The organism is Streptomyces toxytricini (assembly GCF_014649915.1).
Classification (GTDB): domain Bacteria; phylum Actinomycetota; class Actinomycetes; order Streptomycetales; family Streptomycetaceae; genus Streptomyces; species Streptomyces toxytricini.
Genome location: NZ_BMTY01000008.1, coordinates 58301 through 74407, shown reverse-complemented (window position 1 = coordinate 74407; position 16107 = coordinate 58301). Strand labels below are relative to the sequence as shown.

Annotated in this window: 15 protein-coding genes; 3 read left to right on the top strand and 12 right to left on the bottom strand. The window is 72.2% G+C overall.

The window, feature by feature from the left end:
• Positions 1-50: 50 nt before the first annotated feature.
• The 6 genes from IE170_RS12055 to IE170_RS12035 all read right to left on the bottom strand — a co-directional run bounded on the left by IE170_RS12055 (position 51) and on the right by IE170_RS12035 (position 4937).
• Complete coding sequence (locus IE170_RS12055) at positions 51-761, bottom strand: phosphoadenylyl-sulfate reductase (protein ID WP_189809328.1); 711 nt, start codon at positions 759-761, stop codon at positions 51-53.
• On the bottom strand, positions 758-937 hold the full coding sequence (locus tag IE170_RS12050; protein WP_189809327.1) for a hypothetical protein: 180 nt from the start codon (positions 935-937) through the stop codon (positions 758-760). Before IE170_RS12050 ends, IE170_RS12055 begins: the two co-directional genes overlap by 4 nt.
• Positions 934-2625, bottom strand: a complete 1692-nt coding sequence (locus IE170_RS12045; protein ID WP_189809326.1) for a nitrite/sulfite reductase — start codon at positions 2623-2625, stop codon at positions 934-936. The genes IE170_RS12050 and IE170_RS12045 overlap by 4 nt, the downstream gene beginning before the upstream one ends.
• Positions 2626-2846: 221 nt before the next feature.
• Positions 2847-2930, bottom strand: a complete 84-nt coding sequence (locus IE170_RS33485; RefSeq protein WP_312845914.1) for a putative leader peptide — start codon at positions 2928-2930, stop codon at positions 2847-2849.
• Between the two features lie 172 nt (positions 2931-3102).
• The gene (locus tag IE170_RS12040) at positions 3103-3666 is read right to left on the bottom strand and encodes a GNAT family N-acetyltransferase (RefSeq protein ID WP_189809325.1); all 564 of its coding nucleotides are present in this window, start codon (positions 3664-3666) and stop codon (positions 3103-3105) included.
• Between the two features lie 5 nt (positions 3667-3671).
• Positions 3672-4937, bottom strand: coding sequence for a GAF domain-containing protein (locus tag IE170_RS12035; protein WP_189809470.1), 1266 nt, complete (start codon positions 4935-4937; stop codon positions 3672-3674).
• A gap of 726 nt (positions 4938-5663) precedes the next feature.
• On the opposite strand from IE170_RS12035, the gene IE170_RS12030 reads away from it, so the two are divergent.
• On the top strand, positions 5664-6803 hold the full coding sequence (locus tag IE170_RS12030; protein ID WP_189809324.1) for a YihY/virulence factor BrkB family protein: 1140 nt from the start codon (positions 5664-5666) through the stop codon (positions 6801-6803).
• Between the two features lie 330 nt (positions 6804-7133).
• Here IE170_RS12030 and IE170_RS12025 read toward each other — a convergent pair whose 3' ends face one another.
• Genes IE170_RS12025 through IE170_RS12000 form a run of 6 tightly spaced genes read right to left on the bottom strand, consistent with a single transcriptional unit; the run spans position 7134 to position 12751 of the window.
• The gene (locus IE170_RS12025; protein ID WP_189809323.1) at positions 7134-8138 is read right to left on the bottom strand and encodes an agmatine deiminase family protein; all 1005 of its coding nucleotides are present in this window, start codon (positions 8136-8138) and stop codon (positions 7134-7136) included.
• Positions 8135-9010: an aminoacyl--tRNA ligase-related protein gene (locus IE170_RS12020; RefSeq protein ID WP_229884691.1), complete on the bottom strand. Its 876-nt coding sequence runs from the start codon at positions 9008-9010 to the stop codon at positions 8135-8137. The genes IE170_RS12025 and IE170_RS12020 overlap by 4 nt, the downstream gene beginning before the upstream one ends.
• Positions 8997-9287: an acyl carrier protein gene (locus IE170_RS12015; protein WP_223857148.1), complete on the bottom strand. Its 291-nt coding sequence runs from the start codon at positions 9285-9287 to the stop codon at positions 8997-8999. The genes IE170_RS12020 and IE170_RS12015 overlap by 14 nt, the downstream gene beginning before the upstream one ends.
• The gene (locus IE170_RS12010; RefSeq protein WP_223857149.1) at positions 9274-10212 is read right to left on the bottom strand and encodes a diiron oxygenase; all 939 of its coding nucleotides are present in this window, start codon (positions 10210-10212) and stop codon (positions 9274-9276) included. The genes IE170_RS12015 and IE170_RS12010 overlap by 14 nt, the downstream gene beginning before the upstream one ends.
• Positions 10209-11672, bottom strand: coding sequence for a condensation domain-containing protein (locus IE170_RS12005; protein ID WP_189809322.1), 1464 nt, complete (start codon positions 11670-11672; stop codon positions 10209-10211). The genes IE170_RS12010 and IE170_RS12005 overlap by 4 nt, the downstream gene beginning before the upstream one ends.
• Positions 11669-12751: a threonine aldolase family protein gene (locus tag IE170_RS12000; RefSeq protein ID WP_189809321.1), complete on the bottom strand. Its 1083-nt coding sequence runs from the start codon at positions 12749-12751 to the stop codon at positions 11669-11671. Before IE170_RS12000 ends, IE170_RS12005 begins: the two co-directional genes overlap by 4 nt.
• 311 nt (positions 12752-13062) lie before the next feature.
• On the opposite strand from IE170_RS12000, the gene IE170_RS11995 reads away from it, so the two are divergent.
• The gene (locus tag IE170_RS11995; protein ID WP_189809320.1) at positions 13063-14289 is read left to right on the top strand and encodes an MFS transporter; all 1227 of its coding nucleotides are present in this window, start codon (positions 13063-13065) and stop codon (positions 14287-14289) included.
• A 608-nt stretch (positions 14290-14897) separates the two neighbouring features.
• Positions 14898-16016, top strand: a complete 1119-nt coding sequence (rsgA, locus tag IE170_RS11990; RefSeq protein WP_373298979.1) for a ribosome small subunit-dependent GTPase A — start codon at positions 14898-14900, stop codon at positions 16014-16016.
• Positions 16017-16107 lie beyond the last annotated feature (91 nt).

The window sequence follows — 16107 nt, the reverse complement described above, 5'->3', positions numbered from 1 at the left end:
TTCCGTCGTCGTCCGCGTCGTCTGCGATGTCTGAGTCGTCTGCGTGGTCATCAGCCGTGCAGCCCGCACTCGGTCTTGGCCCGGCCGGCCCAGCGGCCGGCCCGCGCGTCCTCGCCCTCCGCCGTGCGGCGGGTGCAGGGGGCGCAGCCGACGGACGTGTAGCCGTCCGTCAGCAGGGGATTGGTCAGCACGCCGTGCTCGGCGACGTACGCGTCCACGTCGTCCTGCGTCCAGCGCGCGATGGGGGAGACCTTGACCTTCCGCCGCTTCTCGTCCCAGCCGACCACCGGGGTGTTCGCCCGGGTGGGGGACTCGTCGCGGCGCAGGCCCGTCGCCCACGCGTCGTACGCGGTCAGGCCCTCCTCCAGCGGCCTGACCTTGCGCAGGGCGCAGCACAGGTCCGGGTCGCGCTCGTACAGGCGCGGGCCGTGCTCGGCGTCCTGCTCGGCGACCGTCCGCCGCGGGGTGAGGGTGATGACGTTGACGTCCATCACGGCCTCGACGGCGTCGCGGGTGCCGATGGTCTCCTCGAAGTGGTAGCCGGTGTCGAGGAAGACCACGTCGACGCCCGGGAACGCACGGGAGGCGAGGTGGGCGACGACGGCGTCCTCCATGGACGACGTCACGCAGAACCGCGGGCCGAACGTGTCGGTGGCCCAGCGGAGGATCTCCAGCGGGGAGGCGTCCTCCAGGTCCCGCCCCGCCTGCTCGGCGAGCGCCTTCAGGTCGCGCTCCTCGTGCGGCTCCTGGCCGGCGGTCATATCGCTTCCCCTCCCGAGGGTTGCGCCCGCAGCCCGCGGGCCAGCAGGCCGAGGTACTTCAGCTGGAAGGCCCGGTTGCAGGACCTGCACTCCCACGCGCCGTGGCCCTGCTCGTTCGGGAACAGGTCCTCGTCGCCGCAGTACGGGCAGAAGAACGGTGCGGCGCGCTCGCTCATGACAGGCTCTCGTCGCTCGCGCGGCCGACCCACGTCGCGAAGCGCTCGCCGTCCTCGCGCTGCTCCTGGAAGCGCCGGACGACCCGCTCGACGTAGTCGGGCAGCCCGTCCTTGGTGACCTTCAGGCCGCGGACCTTGCGGCCGAAGCCGGCCTCCAGGCCGAGGGCGCCGCCGAGGTGGACCTGGTAGCCCTCCACCTGGTTGCCGTCGTCGTCCAGGACGAGCTGGCCCTTGAGGCCGATGTCGGCGACCTGGATGCGGGCGCAGGCGTTGGGGCAGCCGTTGATGTTGATGGTGAGCGGCTCGTCGAAGTCGGGGAGGCGGCGCTCCAGCTCGTCGATCAGGGAGGCGCCGCGCGCCTTCGTCTCGACGATGGCGAGCTTGCAGAACTCGATGCCGGTGCAGGCCATCGTGCCGCGCCGGAACGGCGAGGGCGTGACCTGGAGGTCGAGCGCCTCCAGCGCGGAGACCGCCGAGTCGACCTGCGCCTCCTCGATGTCCAGCAGGATCATCTTCTGGTCGGCGGTGGTGCGCAGCCGGCCGGAGCCGTGCTGCTCGGCGACCTCGGCGATCTTGGTGAGGGTGGCGCCGTCGACGCGGCCCACGCGCGGGGTGAAGCCGATGTAGAAGCGGCCGTCCTTCTGGCGGTGCACGCCCATGTGGTCGCGCCACCGGCCGTCGGGCTCCTGCGGGGCGGGGCCGTCGGTCAGCTTCCGCTTCAGGTACTCGTCCTCCAGGACGCGGCGGAACTTCTCCGCGCCCCAGTCGGCGACGAGGAACTTCAGGCGGGCGCGGTTGCGCAGCCGGCGGTAGCCGTAGTCGCGGAAGATGGAGATGACGCCCTCGTAGACGTCCGGGACCTCGTCCAGGGAGACCCAGGCGCCCAGGCGGACGCCGAGCTTGGGGTTGGTGGACAGGCCGCCGCCGACCCACACGTCGAAGCCGGGGCCGTGCTCGGGGTGGTGCACGCCGACGAACGCGACGTCGTTGATCTCGTGCACCACGTCGAGGAGCGGCGAGCCGGAGATCGCGGACTTGAACTTGCGGGGGAGGTTGGAGAAGTCCTTGTTGCCGATGATGCGCCGCTGGATCTCCTCGATGGCGGGCGTGCCGTCGACGATCTCGTCCTCGGCGATGCCGGCGACCGGGGAGCCGAGGATGACGCGGGGCGTGTCACCGCAGGCCTCGGTGGTGGACAGGCCGACCGCCTCCAGACGGCGCCAGATCTCCGGGACGTCCTCGATGCGGATCCAGTGGTACTGCACGTTCTGACGGTCGGTGAGGTCGGCGGTGCCGCGGGCGTACTCCTCGGAGATCTCGCCGATCACGCGGAGCTGCTCGGTGGTCAGCCGGCCGCCGTCGATGCGGACGCGGAGCATGAAGAACTTGTCGTCGAGCTCCTCAGGCTCCAGGACCGCGGTCTTGCCGCCGTCGATCCCGGGCTTGCGCTGCGTGTAGAGGCCCCACCAGCGCATGCGGCCGCGCAGGTCGTTGGGGTCGATCGAGTCGAATCCCGTCTTGGAGTAGATCGTCTCAATGCGTGTCCGCACGTTGAGACCGTCGTCGTCCTTCTTGAACTGCTCGTTGCCGTTGAGGGGGGTGTGGTGTCCAACGGCCCACTGGCCCTCGCCGCGGTGACGGCCGGGCTTGCGGCGCGCGGCGGCGGGTGTTGCGGGGGTGGCGGCCATGGCGGTACGTCCTTCTTCGGCGGCTCAATGCAAAGGGGCAGGGGGAGGCGGCGGCGCGGCCCCCGTGACGTTGCCCGCGCTGAGCAGGTGCGGCAGATCTCCGCCCCGGTGCCGGTTGTGCCGGTGTACGGGGCGGTGTCGGGCCTTCAGGGGACTGGCGGGGTGCGGCGCGACCGCGACGACGCTGTGCGGTGCGCGCTGTGCGGCGTCGGCTGGTTCCGTCAGCTCGCCGGACAGATGGCGCTGGACATGCGGCCGAGGTCGACGTGCCGCCGACTCACCAAGGCTGTTCCAGCTCCATTCATGGCCGAAGCGTGTCATGCGGCGATTGGAGGAGTCCACTACTGTCCATGATGCGGACGAACTGGTCTCGCATCGCGGGACGAAGTGACGGCGGTCACGTGCGGGAGTGGCGGGCGGGACGGGTGGGTCGGCCCGACCTGCCCCGGGGTGCGCGCCGCCGTCCTCCCCCGGGCGCTACGCCCCGGGCCAGGGGCCGGGCGTCGGCGCGGACTCCTTCTCCTCCGTCTCGGTCCGGAAGAGCCTGAACCCGCGCCGCAGGTAGTTGTCCATCGCCGTCGGCCCGTCCTGGCTGCACGTGTGCACCCACACCCGGCGCGTCGGCTCCCGGTCCGGCCAGCGCTCGGCCAGCGACCACGCGGCGGCCACGCCCACGGACAGCAGGTGCCCGCCGATGCGGCGGCCCCGGAAGTCCGGCAGCAGCCCGAAGTACATGATCTCGACCACGCCGTCGTCCTGCGGGTCCAGCTCCACGTACCCGGCCGGCGTCCCGCGCTCGTACGCCACCCAGGTCTCCACCCCTGGCCGCCCGAGGTGCTCCGCCCACTCGGCGCGGGTCAGCGACAGCCGGTCGGTCCAGTGGATGTCACCGCCGACCGCCGTGTACAGGAAGCGGCTGAACTCCGGAGAGGGGACTTCCGCCCGCCGGACGGCTATCTCGGATCCCGGGACGGCGGAGGGGGAGAGGTCCTCCGGGGAGGTCATCTCCAGGGACCAGGTGGTCAGTGTGATGGTGCTCATGCACGTCAGGGAACCACGTCCGGCGCCGCCGGGCCCAGGCGGGCCCCGACCACGGCCGGCGCCGTCGAGTGCGGCAGCAGCCCCGCCGGGTCCGCGGGGCGCAGCAGCTCCACCTCGACGCCCTCCGCGAACCGGTACGGCCGGTGCGCCAGCACCCCCGCCAGGTGCCGCCGCACCCGCGACAGCTCCGCCCGCACCGTCACCGTCCGCGTCGGGTCCCCGAACAGCTCCTGCGCCAGCTCCGCCGCCGACCGGCCCCGCGGGCTCTCCGCCAGCAGGAACAGCAGCTCCGCGTGGCGCGGGGTCAGGTCCAGCGACCAGCTGCCCGAGGCCCCGTACACGGTCGCCGTCCACGACCGCGGCCGGCTGAGGTCCAGGACCACCCGGCTCGCCGAGGTCCCCGCCGCGGGCCCCTCGGCGACGCGCAGCAGCCAGCCCCCCGGCAGCGGCTCCACCGTGCACTGCCCCAGCTGCGGCACCCACGCCTGCCCCGGCCCGAAGCCCTTCGGCAGCGGGATCCGCTCCGCCGGCGCCGGCCCCGTCACCGCCGCGGTCCAGCCGTGCGGGTCCACCGCCACCGCCCGCCCGGGCAGCCGGGCCAGCAGCGGCGCCGCGACCGCCCGCAGCCGCTGCAGCGACTCCAGGTGCCGGACCCGCAGCTCCCGCTCCGCGAGACGGGCCACCGAGGCCACCCAGGCCAGCGTCGCCGGGTGCATCGTCGCCAGCGGCCCGCTCACGTCGACCACGCCGATCAGCCGCCCGTCCCGCGGGTCGTGCAGCGGCGCCCCGGCGCACGTCCACGCGTGGTGGCTGGAGACGAAGTGCTCGGCCGAGAACACCTGCACGGGCCGCCGCTCCACCAGCGCCGTCCCGACGCCGTTCGTCCCGACGACCGCCTCCGCCCAGTCGGCGCCCACCGCGAAGCCCAGCCGGTCCGCCGCCCGCAGCACCGGCGCCGCGCCCTCCCGCCACAGCAGCCGCCCCTCGGAATCGGCGACGACCAGGATGTGCAGGGCGGTGTCCAGCGTCGGCAGCAGCCCCTCCCGCAGCACCGGCAGCACCTCCCGCAGCGGCGACCCCTGCCGCCGCTCCTCCGTCTCCGCCGACGACAGCAGCCGCGACCGCGCGTCCCGGTCCGGGTGCACCCCCGACGCCAGCATCCGCCGCCACGACGCGGCGATCTCCGGGCGCGGCTGCGCCGGCGGCCGCTCCCCGGCCAGCGCGGCCGCCCGTACGCCCTTCAGCAGGCGCGTCGCCTCACGCGGGTCCATGGCCGAGATGCGCGCCACATCGACCGTGCTGCCAGCGGTGTCGGCCACCGGAACCTCCCCGTGCGGAACAGGACGTGCCAGAACGTGCGCGAGCCCCCGGGCGGGCCCGTCCGGGTTCTGCGCACACCGCGGCAGCCCTCGGCAGCCCCTGTCGCACCCGGTGGACGGCTCACGCCCCAGAGGGTTGCAACGGTATGCAACTCTCGCCAAGTCGCGGCCGGCCGACCGACACTGGCCCGACGCCGCACAGCGGCGTGACAGCTCCTCCTCGGGGCTTTCCCGGCCGGGGGTGGTGCCGGGTCGGCGCGGCGCCACCCCCGCCCGGTCACACGGGTCCGGATTGCGGTCCGGGGCGGTTTGGGGACCGCACCCGACCCGCGATCCGCACCCGACCCGTGTCCTTCCCGTACCGGTGCCGTACCCGTCCTGCACGCTCCCGCTACCGGTCCCGTACCCTCCCGTCCGCCCCGGCCGTCCGCGGGCCGGGGCCCGGGGCGTAGCCCCTCCCGTCGGCACGGACGACCAGCCGCCGCCACCGTCGGCGTACCCCGTTCGGTCACTGGTGCGCCGCCGCACCCGCGCCCCTGCGCAGGGGGGCCGCTCGCGCCGCCGTACGGGCGTACCGGCAGGGGCGGCGCGGCCGCCCCGCGCGGCGGCCCGCCGGAGGCGGCCGACGGCGGTCCGCTGCGGTGCGGGCGGCGGCTGCCGGGCGGATACCGTAAGGACGTGCAGCCAGCAGAAGAAACACCCGAGCGGGTCCCCGGGCGGCGGTCCGGGCGGCTCCACCGGGCCCGCGCCCTCTACCGCAACGTCTCCAAGCGCAGGATGGCGTGGCTGCTGCTCAAAGACACGGTGAACTCCTGCATCGAGTACCGCATCCTCGGCCTCGCCGCCGAGGCCGCCTTCTTCACCCTGCTGTCCCTGCCGCCCCTCTTCCTCGGCCTGCTGGGCGTCCTCGGCTACGTCGACGGCTGGACCGGCGGCACCGTCGTGGCGTCCATCGAGGAGAACATCCTTCGCGCGGTCGGCACCGTGCTCTCCGACCGCGGCGTCAACGAGATCGCCAGACCGATGCTCGACGACGTCACCCGCGGCGGCCGCCCCGACCTGATCTCCCTCGGCTTCGCCTTCGCCCTCTGGTCCGGCTCCCGCGCCGTCAACGTCTTCATCGACACCATCACCGTCATGTACGGGCTCGACGGGCACAGGGGCATCGTCAAGACGCGCCTGCTCGCCTTCCTGCTGTACGTGATCGCCCTCGTGATCGGCGCGATCGTCCTGCCGCTGATGGTGGCCGGGCCCGACGCGGTCGTCCGCTGGGTGCCCTGGAGCGCCGAGGTGATCGCGGTGCTGTACTGGCCGACGGTCACCCTGCTCTCCATCGTCTTCCTGACCACCCTGTACCACGTGTCCGTGCCCGTGCGATCGCCGTGGATCGAGGACGTGCCGGGCGCGCTGGTCGCCCTCGCGATGTGGGTGCTCGGCTCGTTCCTGCTGCGGCTCTACCTCATCACCACCGTCGAGGGGCCGACCATCTACGGCTCGCTGGCCGCCCCCGTCGCCGTGCTGCTGTGGATCGGCGTGTCCGCGTTCGCGGTGCTGGTGGGCGCCGCCGTCAACGCCGCCATCGACAGGGTCTGGCCGTCGGTGGCCACGGCCGCGGCGCGCGAGGCCAACGAACGCGCCCGGGAGGCGGAGGCCGCCCAGCTGATCGCGCGCGCCGCGGCCTGGCGGGCGCTCGCCGAAGGCGAGTCCGAGGACGAGGACGACGGCGAGCCCGACGCCGGGATGCCGTCCGAGTTCCCCGAGCGGTGGTCGAAGTTCCTGCCGCCGGAGGACTACACGGCCCGCCTGCGGAAGCACTGAAAGAGGGTTGGCGCGCCCGCCGCCGATCTTGCTGCGGTTCCACCGGTTTCGCGGCGCGTTCGCGCTCGCGGCGCTCGGCTGGGACGGACGGCCCTCGGCGTGGCCGGCGTGGCCGCTCTCGTACTGCTGGGGGGGGCGGCGTGCTGGTGTACCGCCGCCGTAGAGCCGCCGCGCCGTCCTGCGCTGCCCCGGTGGCCGGGGAACCACAAGCCCGTCGGGGCGGCGGGACGGGCTGCGGGGCGCTCGTGCGCCGATGCTCCTCCATGTGACTGTGCCGGCTCCACTGGGCCTGGTGGGCAGCAGAGCCGGCGTGGGCGGGGTGTACTCGGGTCAGGCGGGTCGGGGAGCCGGGAGTTGTTGGGTGATGCAGTGGATGCCTGCGTCGCCCGTGGCCAGGGTGGGGGCCTCGACTCCCAGCACGCGGTGGTCCGGGAAGGCCTTGGCGGCTGCTTCCAGGGCCTCGGCGTCGCGGCTCGTGCCGGCCAGCGGCATGATCACTCCGCCGTTGGCGATGTAGAAGTTCATGTAGTTCACGACGGCGTCCTGGCCGTGCACGCGTACCGGCTGCTGTGGCGGCAGTTCGAGGATCTCCAGGCTCCGGCCCGCCGCGTCGGTGGCGGCTTCCAGAACGGCGCGGTTGGCCTTGAGGCGCGCGTGGTCGGGTCGCGCGGGGTCACCCGGCGCCTCCACCAGGACCCGGCCGGGTCCGGTGAACTGGCACACGTGGTCCACGTGCCCGTCGGTGTCACCGGCGAGGTGGCCGTACGGCAGCCAGATCACCTCGGTCGCGCCGAGCAGGGCCGCGAACTCGGCCTCGATGTCGGCGCGGCCGAGCCGCGGGTTGCGGTTGGCGTTCAGGACACACTGCTCGGTGGCGATCAGCGTGCCTTCGCCGTCGACGCTGATGGCGCCGCCTTCGAGGACCGTCATGGTGGCCCGGCGCTCGATGCCCAGGACGGAGAGCAGCCGCTCGGCGATCCGGTCGTCCCGAGCGTACGGGTGGAAGCGTTCGCCGAAGGAGTTGTAGCGGAAGTCCACGCCGACCCGGCCCTGCGGGCCGTGGACCACGATCGGCCCGGTCGCGCGGAGCCAGGCGTCGTCCATGGGGATCTCCACGGTGGTGACGTCGACTTCGCACAGCGCCCTGACCCGCTCGGCCTGGCCGGACAGGACGAGCAGGATCACCGGTTCGAAGGCGGCGATGGCCCGTACGACCTCCGCGTACTCGCGCTCGACGGAGCCGAAGCTGTCCCCCCACAGCGACTCGTACGGCGGCCAGGCCAGCATGCAGGCCTCGTGGGGTTCCCACTCGGCCGGCATCAGGTAGCCGGTCATGCCGTCCCCCCGGGGAGGGGGAAGGACGCCACTGCCTCTTCCGCGGCCTGCCAGTCGCCGTGGAAGCGCCCGGCGAGGACGTGCAGCCACCGCTCCATGCCGAAGGCCACGCACGAGGTGTGGGCCTCTTCGCCCGCGTACGTGATTTCGGCCCGCTCGCCGAAGAAGTTGCGGTGGTAGTTGACGGAGGCGATCGCCAGGCCGCCGTCGGCGACGAACTCCTCCTTGGTGGGGAAGAGCCGCTGCATCACGGCCCGGGAGCCGTTGGCGTCGAAGAACGGGTCGGTGGCGACCTCCGTCGTGAGGCCGAGGCCGAGGTGGGCCGCGAAATCGAGGACGAGGTCCTTGTGGGTGGTGAGGTGGTCCTTGACCGTTTCGGCGTCGCCGACGGCGATGATCTCGCGCATCGTGAAGCCGTGCAGGCGGCGCAGGCCCTCGTAGTGCGTCTCGCGTCGGAAGCACTGCGCGATGGTGGTGAACCGGACCGGTTCGCCGAGCCGGCTGCCCGCCAGGGACAGGTAGGCGTTGTAGCAGGCGGCCGAGGGCAGGACCAGGCCGGCCCGGGCGAGCTGGTGGCCGCCGAGGGTCGTGGCCGGCTCCGCGGGGTGCGTGGGCAGGTCGGCGATGGCGTCCGTGTTGACCGCCGTGGCGGCCAGGACGAGGTGCGGGAAGTTGGTGAAGTAGTCGAAGCGCGCCAGGTCGGCGACCGGGATCAGCGGCGGGTAGAGGACCTCGGCGGCGCCGGCCGCGGCGCCCCAGCCGGTGAACACCCGGTCGAGGGCGGCCCGGAGGCGGACCGCCTCAGGCCCGAGCGTGACCAGGCCGTCGGTGACGTCGACGGGGGCGCGCAGGCCCGGATCAGGCGTGCGCACGGCCGGCACCTTCCGTGAGGAAGGCGTTGATGCGCTCCAGCGTGCGGAAGTTGTTGACATCCGTCGTGGCCAGGTCGACGGGCTCGCCGGTCAGTTCCTCGATGAGCAGGAGGAATTCGACGAAGGCCAGCGAGTCGAGGATCCGGGCCTCGATGAGGTCGCGGTCCCAGGCGATGGTGTCCACGGATGCGTTGAGCTTCCGCAGGAAGCCGAGGACGCTGTCCATCGACGGGTGTGCCGTGGTCGAGACGGTGCTGCTGTTCTCACGCGCTGACATGCTCGGTCCCCCAAGAGGTGCTGAAGATTCCGGCGGCGACGAAGAACCTGTCGACCCGGGTCATGAGCTTGACGTGGAACGCCTCGCGCACGGGGTGCGAGAGTGCCTCGCGCCGGACGGCGAGGGGGTTCCCGACGCCGCAGTCACGGAAGATCTGCGGGTTGTAGAGGCTGCGCACGGAGTACGTCATGTAGTCCTTGACGTACTTCTCGATCTCCTCGCGGCGGTCCGGGTCGGCGGCCAGGGCGCGGTCGTAGAGGCGCTTGACGAGCTGCTTGCCGAAGGCGACGTGGCGGCTCTCGTCGTGGTGGTGGGCCGCGTGGATCTCGCGGAGGATGTCCGGGATCAGCTGGTCCTTGCCCATGCGGCTGTTGTAGTAGTCGAAGATCTCTTCGAAGATCAGGATGCGGGAGAAGACGATGACGTCGTCCCACAGGTTCCCGAAGCCCTCGCGGCGGAGCGGGGAGGCGGCCTCCGGGTAGATGCCGCCGGTGTACCGGTGGCAGAACTCGGCGAAGAACCACATATGGGCGTTCTCTTCGCCGATGAAGTGGTGCAGGTACTCGTTGTACTCGGCGAAGTCGGGCGTGTGGATGCGCTTCGCGACCTCGATCATCAGCTCGCGGATGCCGTGGACGTGCAGGCTGAAGAAGTTGACCGTCTCGTAGCGTGCGAGCGCCTTGAGCGTCTCCTCGTCGTCGATCAGGCCGGTGCCGGAGACGGTGAGGTAGTCGGGGTTCATCCACCACTGGTCCTCGGACACGGTGTCGGGCCACGTGAACTTGGTGTACGGGTTGTAGTACTCGTCGCGCGACTTCTCGGAGAGGCGCGCGAGCATGGTGCTGAAGCCGGAATCGTCCATGGTGATGCGTTCTTTCGGGTTGGTGCTGGTGCGGTCGGCTGCCCGGGTGGCGGGCTCGGTCATGCGACGGAGTCGGCGAGCGCGACGAGCGAACGCTCCAGTTCACGCAGGAAGGACTCCATGCGGGTTTCGGTGATGTGCCGGATGTCGCAGGTCAGGGAGAACTCGAAGTACCGGCCTCCGCCCTCGCGGGCATTCGCTCCGGCATGCGCTGCGGCAACTCCGCTCTCCTCTCCTGCCTCTTCTCCGTCGTCCACGATGAGGTAGAAGGGCTCCTGCTCGGTGACCGGGAGCCAGGTGAAGACGGTGCCGGGCAGCAGGTCGGCGGCCCGGACATCGCGTCGTACGGCCGCGTCCGGCGGCAGCGTGCGCCGGTCGTTGATGCAGTACGCGAAGTGCAGCGGTGCGTCCGGGCCGTCGCCCAGCTCGGCGAGGAGCCTGTTCATGCTGACGGCGTCGCATCCGGACTTCTGGAAGGCGGTGATGGCCGCCGGCCAGGACCGTTTGACCGCCTGGGTCAGGTCGGCGCCCGTGAGGTCCACCGAGAAGTAGCTCTCCTGCATCATCGTGGCGATCGTGGTGCGGCTGTCCCGGCCGAAGCGCTGCGAGCTGGTGAGGTGGAGGTCGATGCGGTCACTGCCGGTCAGTTCACGCAGCAGCAGGGCCGTCGCGCCGACGACGACCGCCGCGGTGCTGAGGCCGGTGTCCTCCGCGATGCGGGCGGCGGCGTACTGGGCGGCGCGCGAACGCAGGGCCGCCTGCCGGTACGCCGATGCCTCGGGGAGGTTCGCGACCGCCGGCGGCAGCGCGAGGGGCGGCCGGTCGCGGTAGAGCGCGGCCACATGGGCCAGGGTGCGGTCGCGCCTGCGGATGCCGTCGGGCGACTCCTGCCACTCGGCCAGGCCGGCCGAGGTCGTCGTGCCGGGCGGCAGCGGAGGGAGCGTCCGCCCGTTGCGGAAGTACGCGGTGACCTCCTCGGCCAGGTACTGAAGGGCGTACCAGTCGACCGCCATGTGCGAGAAGACGTACACGCCGCCCCACACGCGGCCCTCGGTGACCAGGAGCACCAGGCGCATCGGCAGTTCGTCGGCGAAGGAGAACCTCCGGGTGGCGAAGAACCGTTCGAGTACGCCGATCTCGTCGCCCGAGGTCGTGGCGGTGTCCACGAACTCGACGGGCAACTCGCCCTCGGTGAGAACGCGTTGGACGACCCGGCCTTCCGGCGTGCGCGGGAAGACCGAGCGCAGCGCCTCGTGGCGCGAGAGGAGGAACGAGAGCGCGTCGAGGCACTCGTCCTCGGTGGGGCGGACGCCGGGCGGTACGTGGAAGGCGTCGACCACGTTGTAGACGTGGTGGTCCGGCGCCGACTTCTCGATCAGCGCCCAGATCTCCTGCTGGCTCCAGTTCAGCCCGGCTTCGACGACGCGCTCGCCGGTGAAGGGCGCGCGGCGGACCCGCGCGGGGAGGGGCTGCCCGCTGTGGTCGGGGTCGGCGTTGGTGTGTGTGCCGGCGGGGGCGTTCACGTCTGCTCCGCTCCCGTGTCCGTCCGGGCCGCCGCGAGTTCCTCGGCCACGGCTGCGGCGAAGGCGTCGACGTCCTCCGGGGTGGTGTCGAAGGAGCACATCCAGCGGACCTCGCCCGTCCGGTCGTCGCGTACGTAGAAGGGGTGCCGCTTTTGCAGGCGGGCGGTGGCGTCCGCGGGCAGGACGGCGAAGACCGCGTTGGACTCCACGGGCCGGCTGATGCGTACGCCGGCCAGCGCCGCGACGGCCTCGGCCAGGCGGCGCGCCATGGCGTTGGCGTGGCGGGCGTTGGCCAGCCACGCCCCGGACTCGATCAGCGCGAGGAACTGGGCTGACACGAAGCGCATCTTGGAGGCCAGCTGGGCCGCGGCCTTGCGCAGGAACTCGGTGCCGCGGACGGCGTCCGGGTTGAGTACGACGAGGGCTTCGCCCAGCAGCAGGCCGTTCTTGGTGCCGCCGAAGGAGAGTACGTCCACGCCCGCGTCGGTGGTGAGGGCGCGCAGGGGGACGTCGAGGGCGGCCGCGGCGTTGGCCAGCCGGGCACCGTCGAGGTACACGGTCATGTCGCGCTCGTGGGCGTAGGAGCAGATGTCGGCGATCTCCTGCGGCGTGTACAGGGTGCCCAGTTCCGTGGGTTGGGTGATCGTGACGACGGTCGGTTGGGCGCGGTGCACGTCGCCGCGCCCGCCTGCCTGCTGCTCGATGAGGGCAGGAGTGAGCTTGCCGTCGGGAGTCGGCACGGTAAGCAGTTTGACGTGGGCGATCCGCTCCGGGGCGCCGCACTCGTCGGTGTTCACGTGGGCGCTTTCGGCGCAGATCACGGCGCCCCAGGGCTCGCTCATGGCCTGGAGCCCCACCACGTTCGCGCCGGTGCCGGTGAGTACGGGGTACACGCTCGCGCCCGGGCCGAAGTGGTCGCGGAAGACGTGCTGGAGCCGTTCGGTGTAGACGTCGTCGCCGTACGCCGTCTGGTGGCCCTCGTTGGCGGTGTTGAGGGCCGCCAGGACGTTCGGGTGGATTCCTGCGTTGTTGTCGCTGGCGAAGCCCCGCGAGGCGGGGTCGTGCAGTCGGGAGATCAATCCTTCGTCCTTCACTCACGCGACGCGCCTCGTACGGGCGCCGCGGTGTCGGCTGGATCACGGGGAATCGTGGGCATGCGGGGATGCCGGGACGTGTGGGGGGATCGGGATGAACGGGGGCGCAAGGTGTCATGGGCTGCTGGTGGCAGCCGTGCCTTTCCCACTCCCCTCGATGCCCGGTGCGGAGATCCTACGAGATGATCTAGTAATCAGCGCAAGCCTTCCGGCACACTTCTGATCAAGAAGAAATCCTGCCGTGCAGCCTTGACGTGCTTGGCAGTTGCCCGTGTGAGCACACAGGAAGACGGAGCATGCAGACTCCCCCGGCACGTGCCCTGCGGCGCGCCCACAGAGGTGTCCTCGGCACCTTCGCCCTCGTCGGTGTGGTGAACGGCATCTTGGCCGCCAGACTCCCGGGACTGGCCGCCAAACTGGGCCTGGGCACGGGCGATGTGGGGCTGGTGATCCTGTCCTGGGGCGTCGCGGCGACGCTCACCATGCAGTGCATGCGCTGGATCGTCGCGGCGGTGGGGAACCGGCTGCTGCTGCGGATCGGCACCCCACTGGTGACCGTGTCCGTGGGCCTGATCGCCCTCAGCCCCTCGTTCCCGCTGCTGCTCGCCGCCGCCGCGGGCTTCGGCGTGACGTCCGGTGTGGCCGAGGCGATGATGAACGCGCAGGGCAGCCTGGTCGAACGGCGGGCCGGACGGCCGATGATGAACGGGTTCCACGCCGGGTGGAGCGCCGGCGCGGTGGCCGGCGGCCTGCTGGCCGTGCTGCTGGCCGCGCTGGACGTCCCGTACACGGCTTCGGTGCTGGGCGTCGCGGCCGTCGCGCTGCCGCCGGCCTTCGCGTTGGGCTGGACATACCTCGACGAGCCGGCCGAGGAGGAGGAGACCGAACAGCGCAGCAACCTGCCCGGCATCATCTACCTGATCGGCGCCGTCGCCTTCATGGCTCTCCTCCTCGAAGGGCTGGTGGCGGACTGGAGCGGACTGCTCCTGACCCGCGAGCTACGGACGACGGAGGCGGTCGCCGCCCTCGCCTACCCCCTGTACGAGGTGGCCACCTTCACCGGGCGGCTCTTCGGCGACCGGCTGCGCCTGCGCCTCGGCAGCCGCCTGCTCCTGGCCGCGGCCGGCACCGCGACGGCTCTCGGCGTGCTGCTGGTGGTCGTGGCGCCTTCCGCGGCCTGGGCGATCGCCGGGTTCGGGCTGACGGGACTGGCCGTCTGCATCGTGGTGCCGCTGTGCATGTCGCTGGCCGGGGCGGTCGTCCCGGGCCGATCCGACGCCGCCATCGCCCAGGTGTCGGCGATCGGGTACGCGGGCCTGCTCGTCGGTCCGGTGCTGATCGGCTTCGTCGCGGAGGCGAGCTCGCTGCGTACGGGGATCGCCACGGCCATCGGGGTCGCGCTGTTCATCGCCGTCGCGGCGAGCCGGATGCCGCGGGGGCTCCCCGCCGCCGGGTGCGGTGCGGAGCAGCCGGACCCGGCCGGGGCGCCCGCCACCGTACCGGTGGGCCGCAGCGACTCGTGAACGTGCGGCCGGCGGATCGGTGTCCGGCACGGGTCCGCCACCGCCGAGGGGGCGACAGGCCGTCGTGGACGCCGTAAGCACCCACGATTTGCCCGCTCGGCCCATGCCCGTTTCCGCCTCGCAGGCCGTCGTCGGGTGCGGCTGGGATCCGCGGGAGCCGGGCGACGGACTTGGCCGCCAGGAAAGTGCTGTACGAACTGGTGGAGTTCACTACGCGCTCCGGGATCGCCGTGACCTGCAGGCGGCCGGTCTTTGAGGCCGGCGGGACCCGGGTCCTCGCCCAGGACACTGTACGGCTTGCGGCGAGACGCCGGTCGGTGGTTCTCGGCGTCGTGCAGGTGGGGTCCGGAATTTTAATTGGTGGTGCCGTGTCCTGGGGCGGGGCTATGGTTCTGCTCGTTCCCAGGTGCGGCTGTGTCGTCGCCGAAGGAACGGTGTTGGTTCGTTGAGCATGAAGCAGGAGGTGAGGACAGTGATGACTGTCACGGTGACGGGCTCTGCCCGCATTCAGGAGTTCATCGTTCCCACCCCTGTGGCCGCCGGCTGACACCCGCTCGATCCGCGCGCTCGAAGCGCGCCGCCGGGGCCACCCTTCGAAGGGTCTCCCCTTGTTCAACGCTTCGCTGCACCCGTTTTCCTCCTCCGCTGACCAGCACCCGCTCGCCGCGCTCGGCTGGGACGACGCATGGGCCGCCGAGTTCGCGCCGTACGCCGAGCAGGGCCTGCTGCCCGGGCGGGTCGTGCGCGTCGACCGCGGCCAGTGCGACATCGCAACCGCCGACGGCACCGTGCGGGCCGACACCGCCTTCGTCACCCCGCACGACCCGCTGCGGGTCATCTGCACCGGTGACTGGGCGGCTGTGGAGCCGTCCGGCAACCCGCGGTACGTGAAGGCGTACCTGCCGCGCCGTACCGCGTTCGTGCGCTCCACGTCCTCGCAGCGGTCCGAGGGGCAGATCCTCGCCGCCAACGTCGACCACGCGATCATCGCCGTCTCGCTGGCCGTCGAACTCGACCTCGGCCGCATCGAGCGGTTCCTGGCCCTGGCCTGGGAGTCGGGTGCGCAGCCGCTCGTCGTGCTGACCAAGGCGGACCTCGTCCCCGACCCGGCCACGCTGGCGTACATGGTCGAGGACGTCGAGGCCACCGCGCCCGGCGTGCAGGTCCTGACGGTGTCCTCGCTGACCGGCGAGGGCATGGACGTCCTCGCGGCGGTCGTCGCCGACGGCACGAGCGTGCTGCTCGGCATCTCCGGCGCCGGCAAGTCCACCCTGGCCAACGCGCTCCTCGGCACGGACGCCATGGAGGTCCAGGCCACCCGTGAGGTCGACGGCAAGGGCCGCCACACGACCACCACCCGCAACCTCCTCGCACTGCCCGGCGGGGGCGTCCTGATCGACACCCCCGGCCTGCGCGGCGTCGGCCTGTGGGACGCGGAGGCGGGCGTCGGGCAGGTGTTCTCCGAGATCGAGGAGTACGCCGCCGAGTGCCGCTTCCACGACTGCGCCCACGAGTCGGAGCCCGGCTGCGCCGTGACCGCGGCCGTGGCGGAGGGGGCGCTGCCGGAACGCCGCCTGGAGAGCTACCGCAAGCTGCTGCGGGAGAACCAGCGGATCGTGGCCAAGACGGACGCCCGCCTGCGGGCCGAAATCCGCCGCGACTGGCGCCTGAAGTCGGCCGTGGGCCGCGCCAACTACGCCGCCAAGCGCGGCGGCGGCCGCGGCTGACGACGGCATCGCGTCCGGAGCCCCGTCCCCGATCCGCTTCCCGGAGGGGGCGGGGCTCCGGACGTGTGCACCGCTTCCACTACTCCGCACC

Excerpts from the sequence above, each read along its gene's own strand:
- IE170_RS33485 (WP_312845914.1), bottom strand. The coding sequence starts at position 2,930 with ATGAATGGAGCTGGAACAGCCTTGGTGAGTCGGCGGCACGTCGACCTC.
- IE170_RS12050 (WP_189809327.1), bottom strand. The coding sequence starts at position 937 with ATGAGCGAGCGCGCCGCACCGTTCTTCTGCCCGTACTGCGGCGACGAG.
- IE170_RS12015 (WP_223857148.1), bottom strand. The coding sequence starts at position 9,287 with ATGTCAGCGCGTGAGAACAGCAGCACCGTCTCGACCACGGCACACCCG.
- IE170_RS12045 (WP_189809326.1), bottom strand. The coding sequence starts at position 2,625 with ATGGCCGCCACCCCCGCAACACCCGCCGCCGCGCGCCGCAAGCCCGGC.
- IE170_RS12035 (WP_189809470.1), bottom strand. The coding sequence starts at position 4,937 with ATGGACCCGCGTGAGGCGACGCGCCTGCTGAAGGGCGTACGGGCGGCC.
- IE170_RS12010 (WP_223857149.1), bottom strand. The coding sequence starts at position 10,212 with ATGACCGAGCCCGCCACCCGGGCAGCCGACCGCACCAGCACCAACCCG.
- IE170_RS12055 (WP_189809328.1), bottom strand. The coding sequence starts at position 761 with ATGACCGCCGGCCAGGAGCCGCACGAGGAGCGCGACCTGAAGGCGCTC.
- IE170_RS11995 (WP_189809320.1), top strand. The coding sequence starts at position 13,063 with ATGCAGACTCCCCCGGCACGTGCCCTGCGGCGCGCCCACAGAGGTGTC.
- IE170_RS12040 (WP_189809325.1), bottom strand. The coding sequence starts at position 3,666 with ATGAGCACCATCACACTGACCACCTGGTCCCTGGAGATGACCTCCCCG.
- IE170_RS12025 (WP_189809323.1), bottom strand. The coding sequence starts at position 8,138 with ATGACCGGCTACCTGATGCCGGCCGAGTGGGAACCCCACGAGGCCTGC.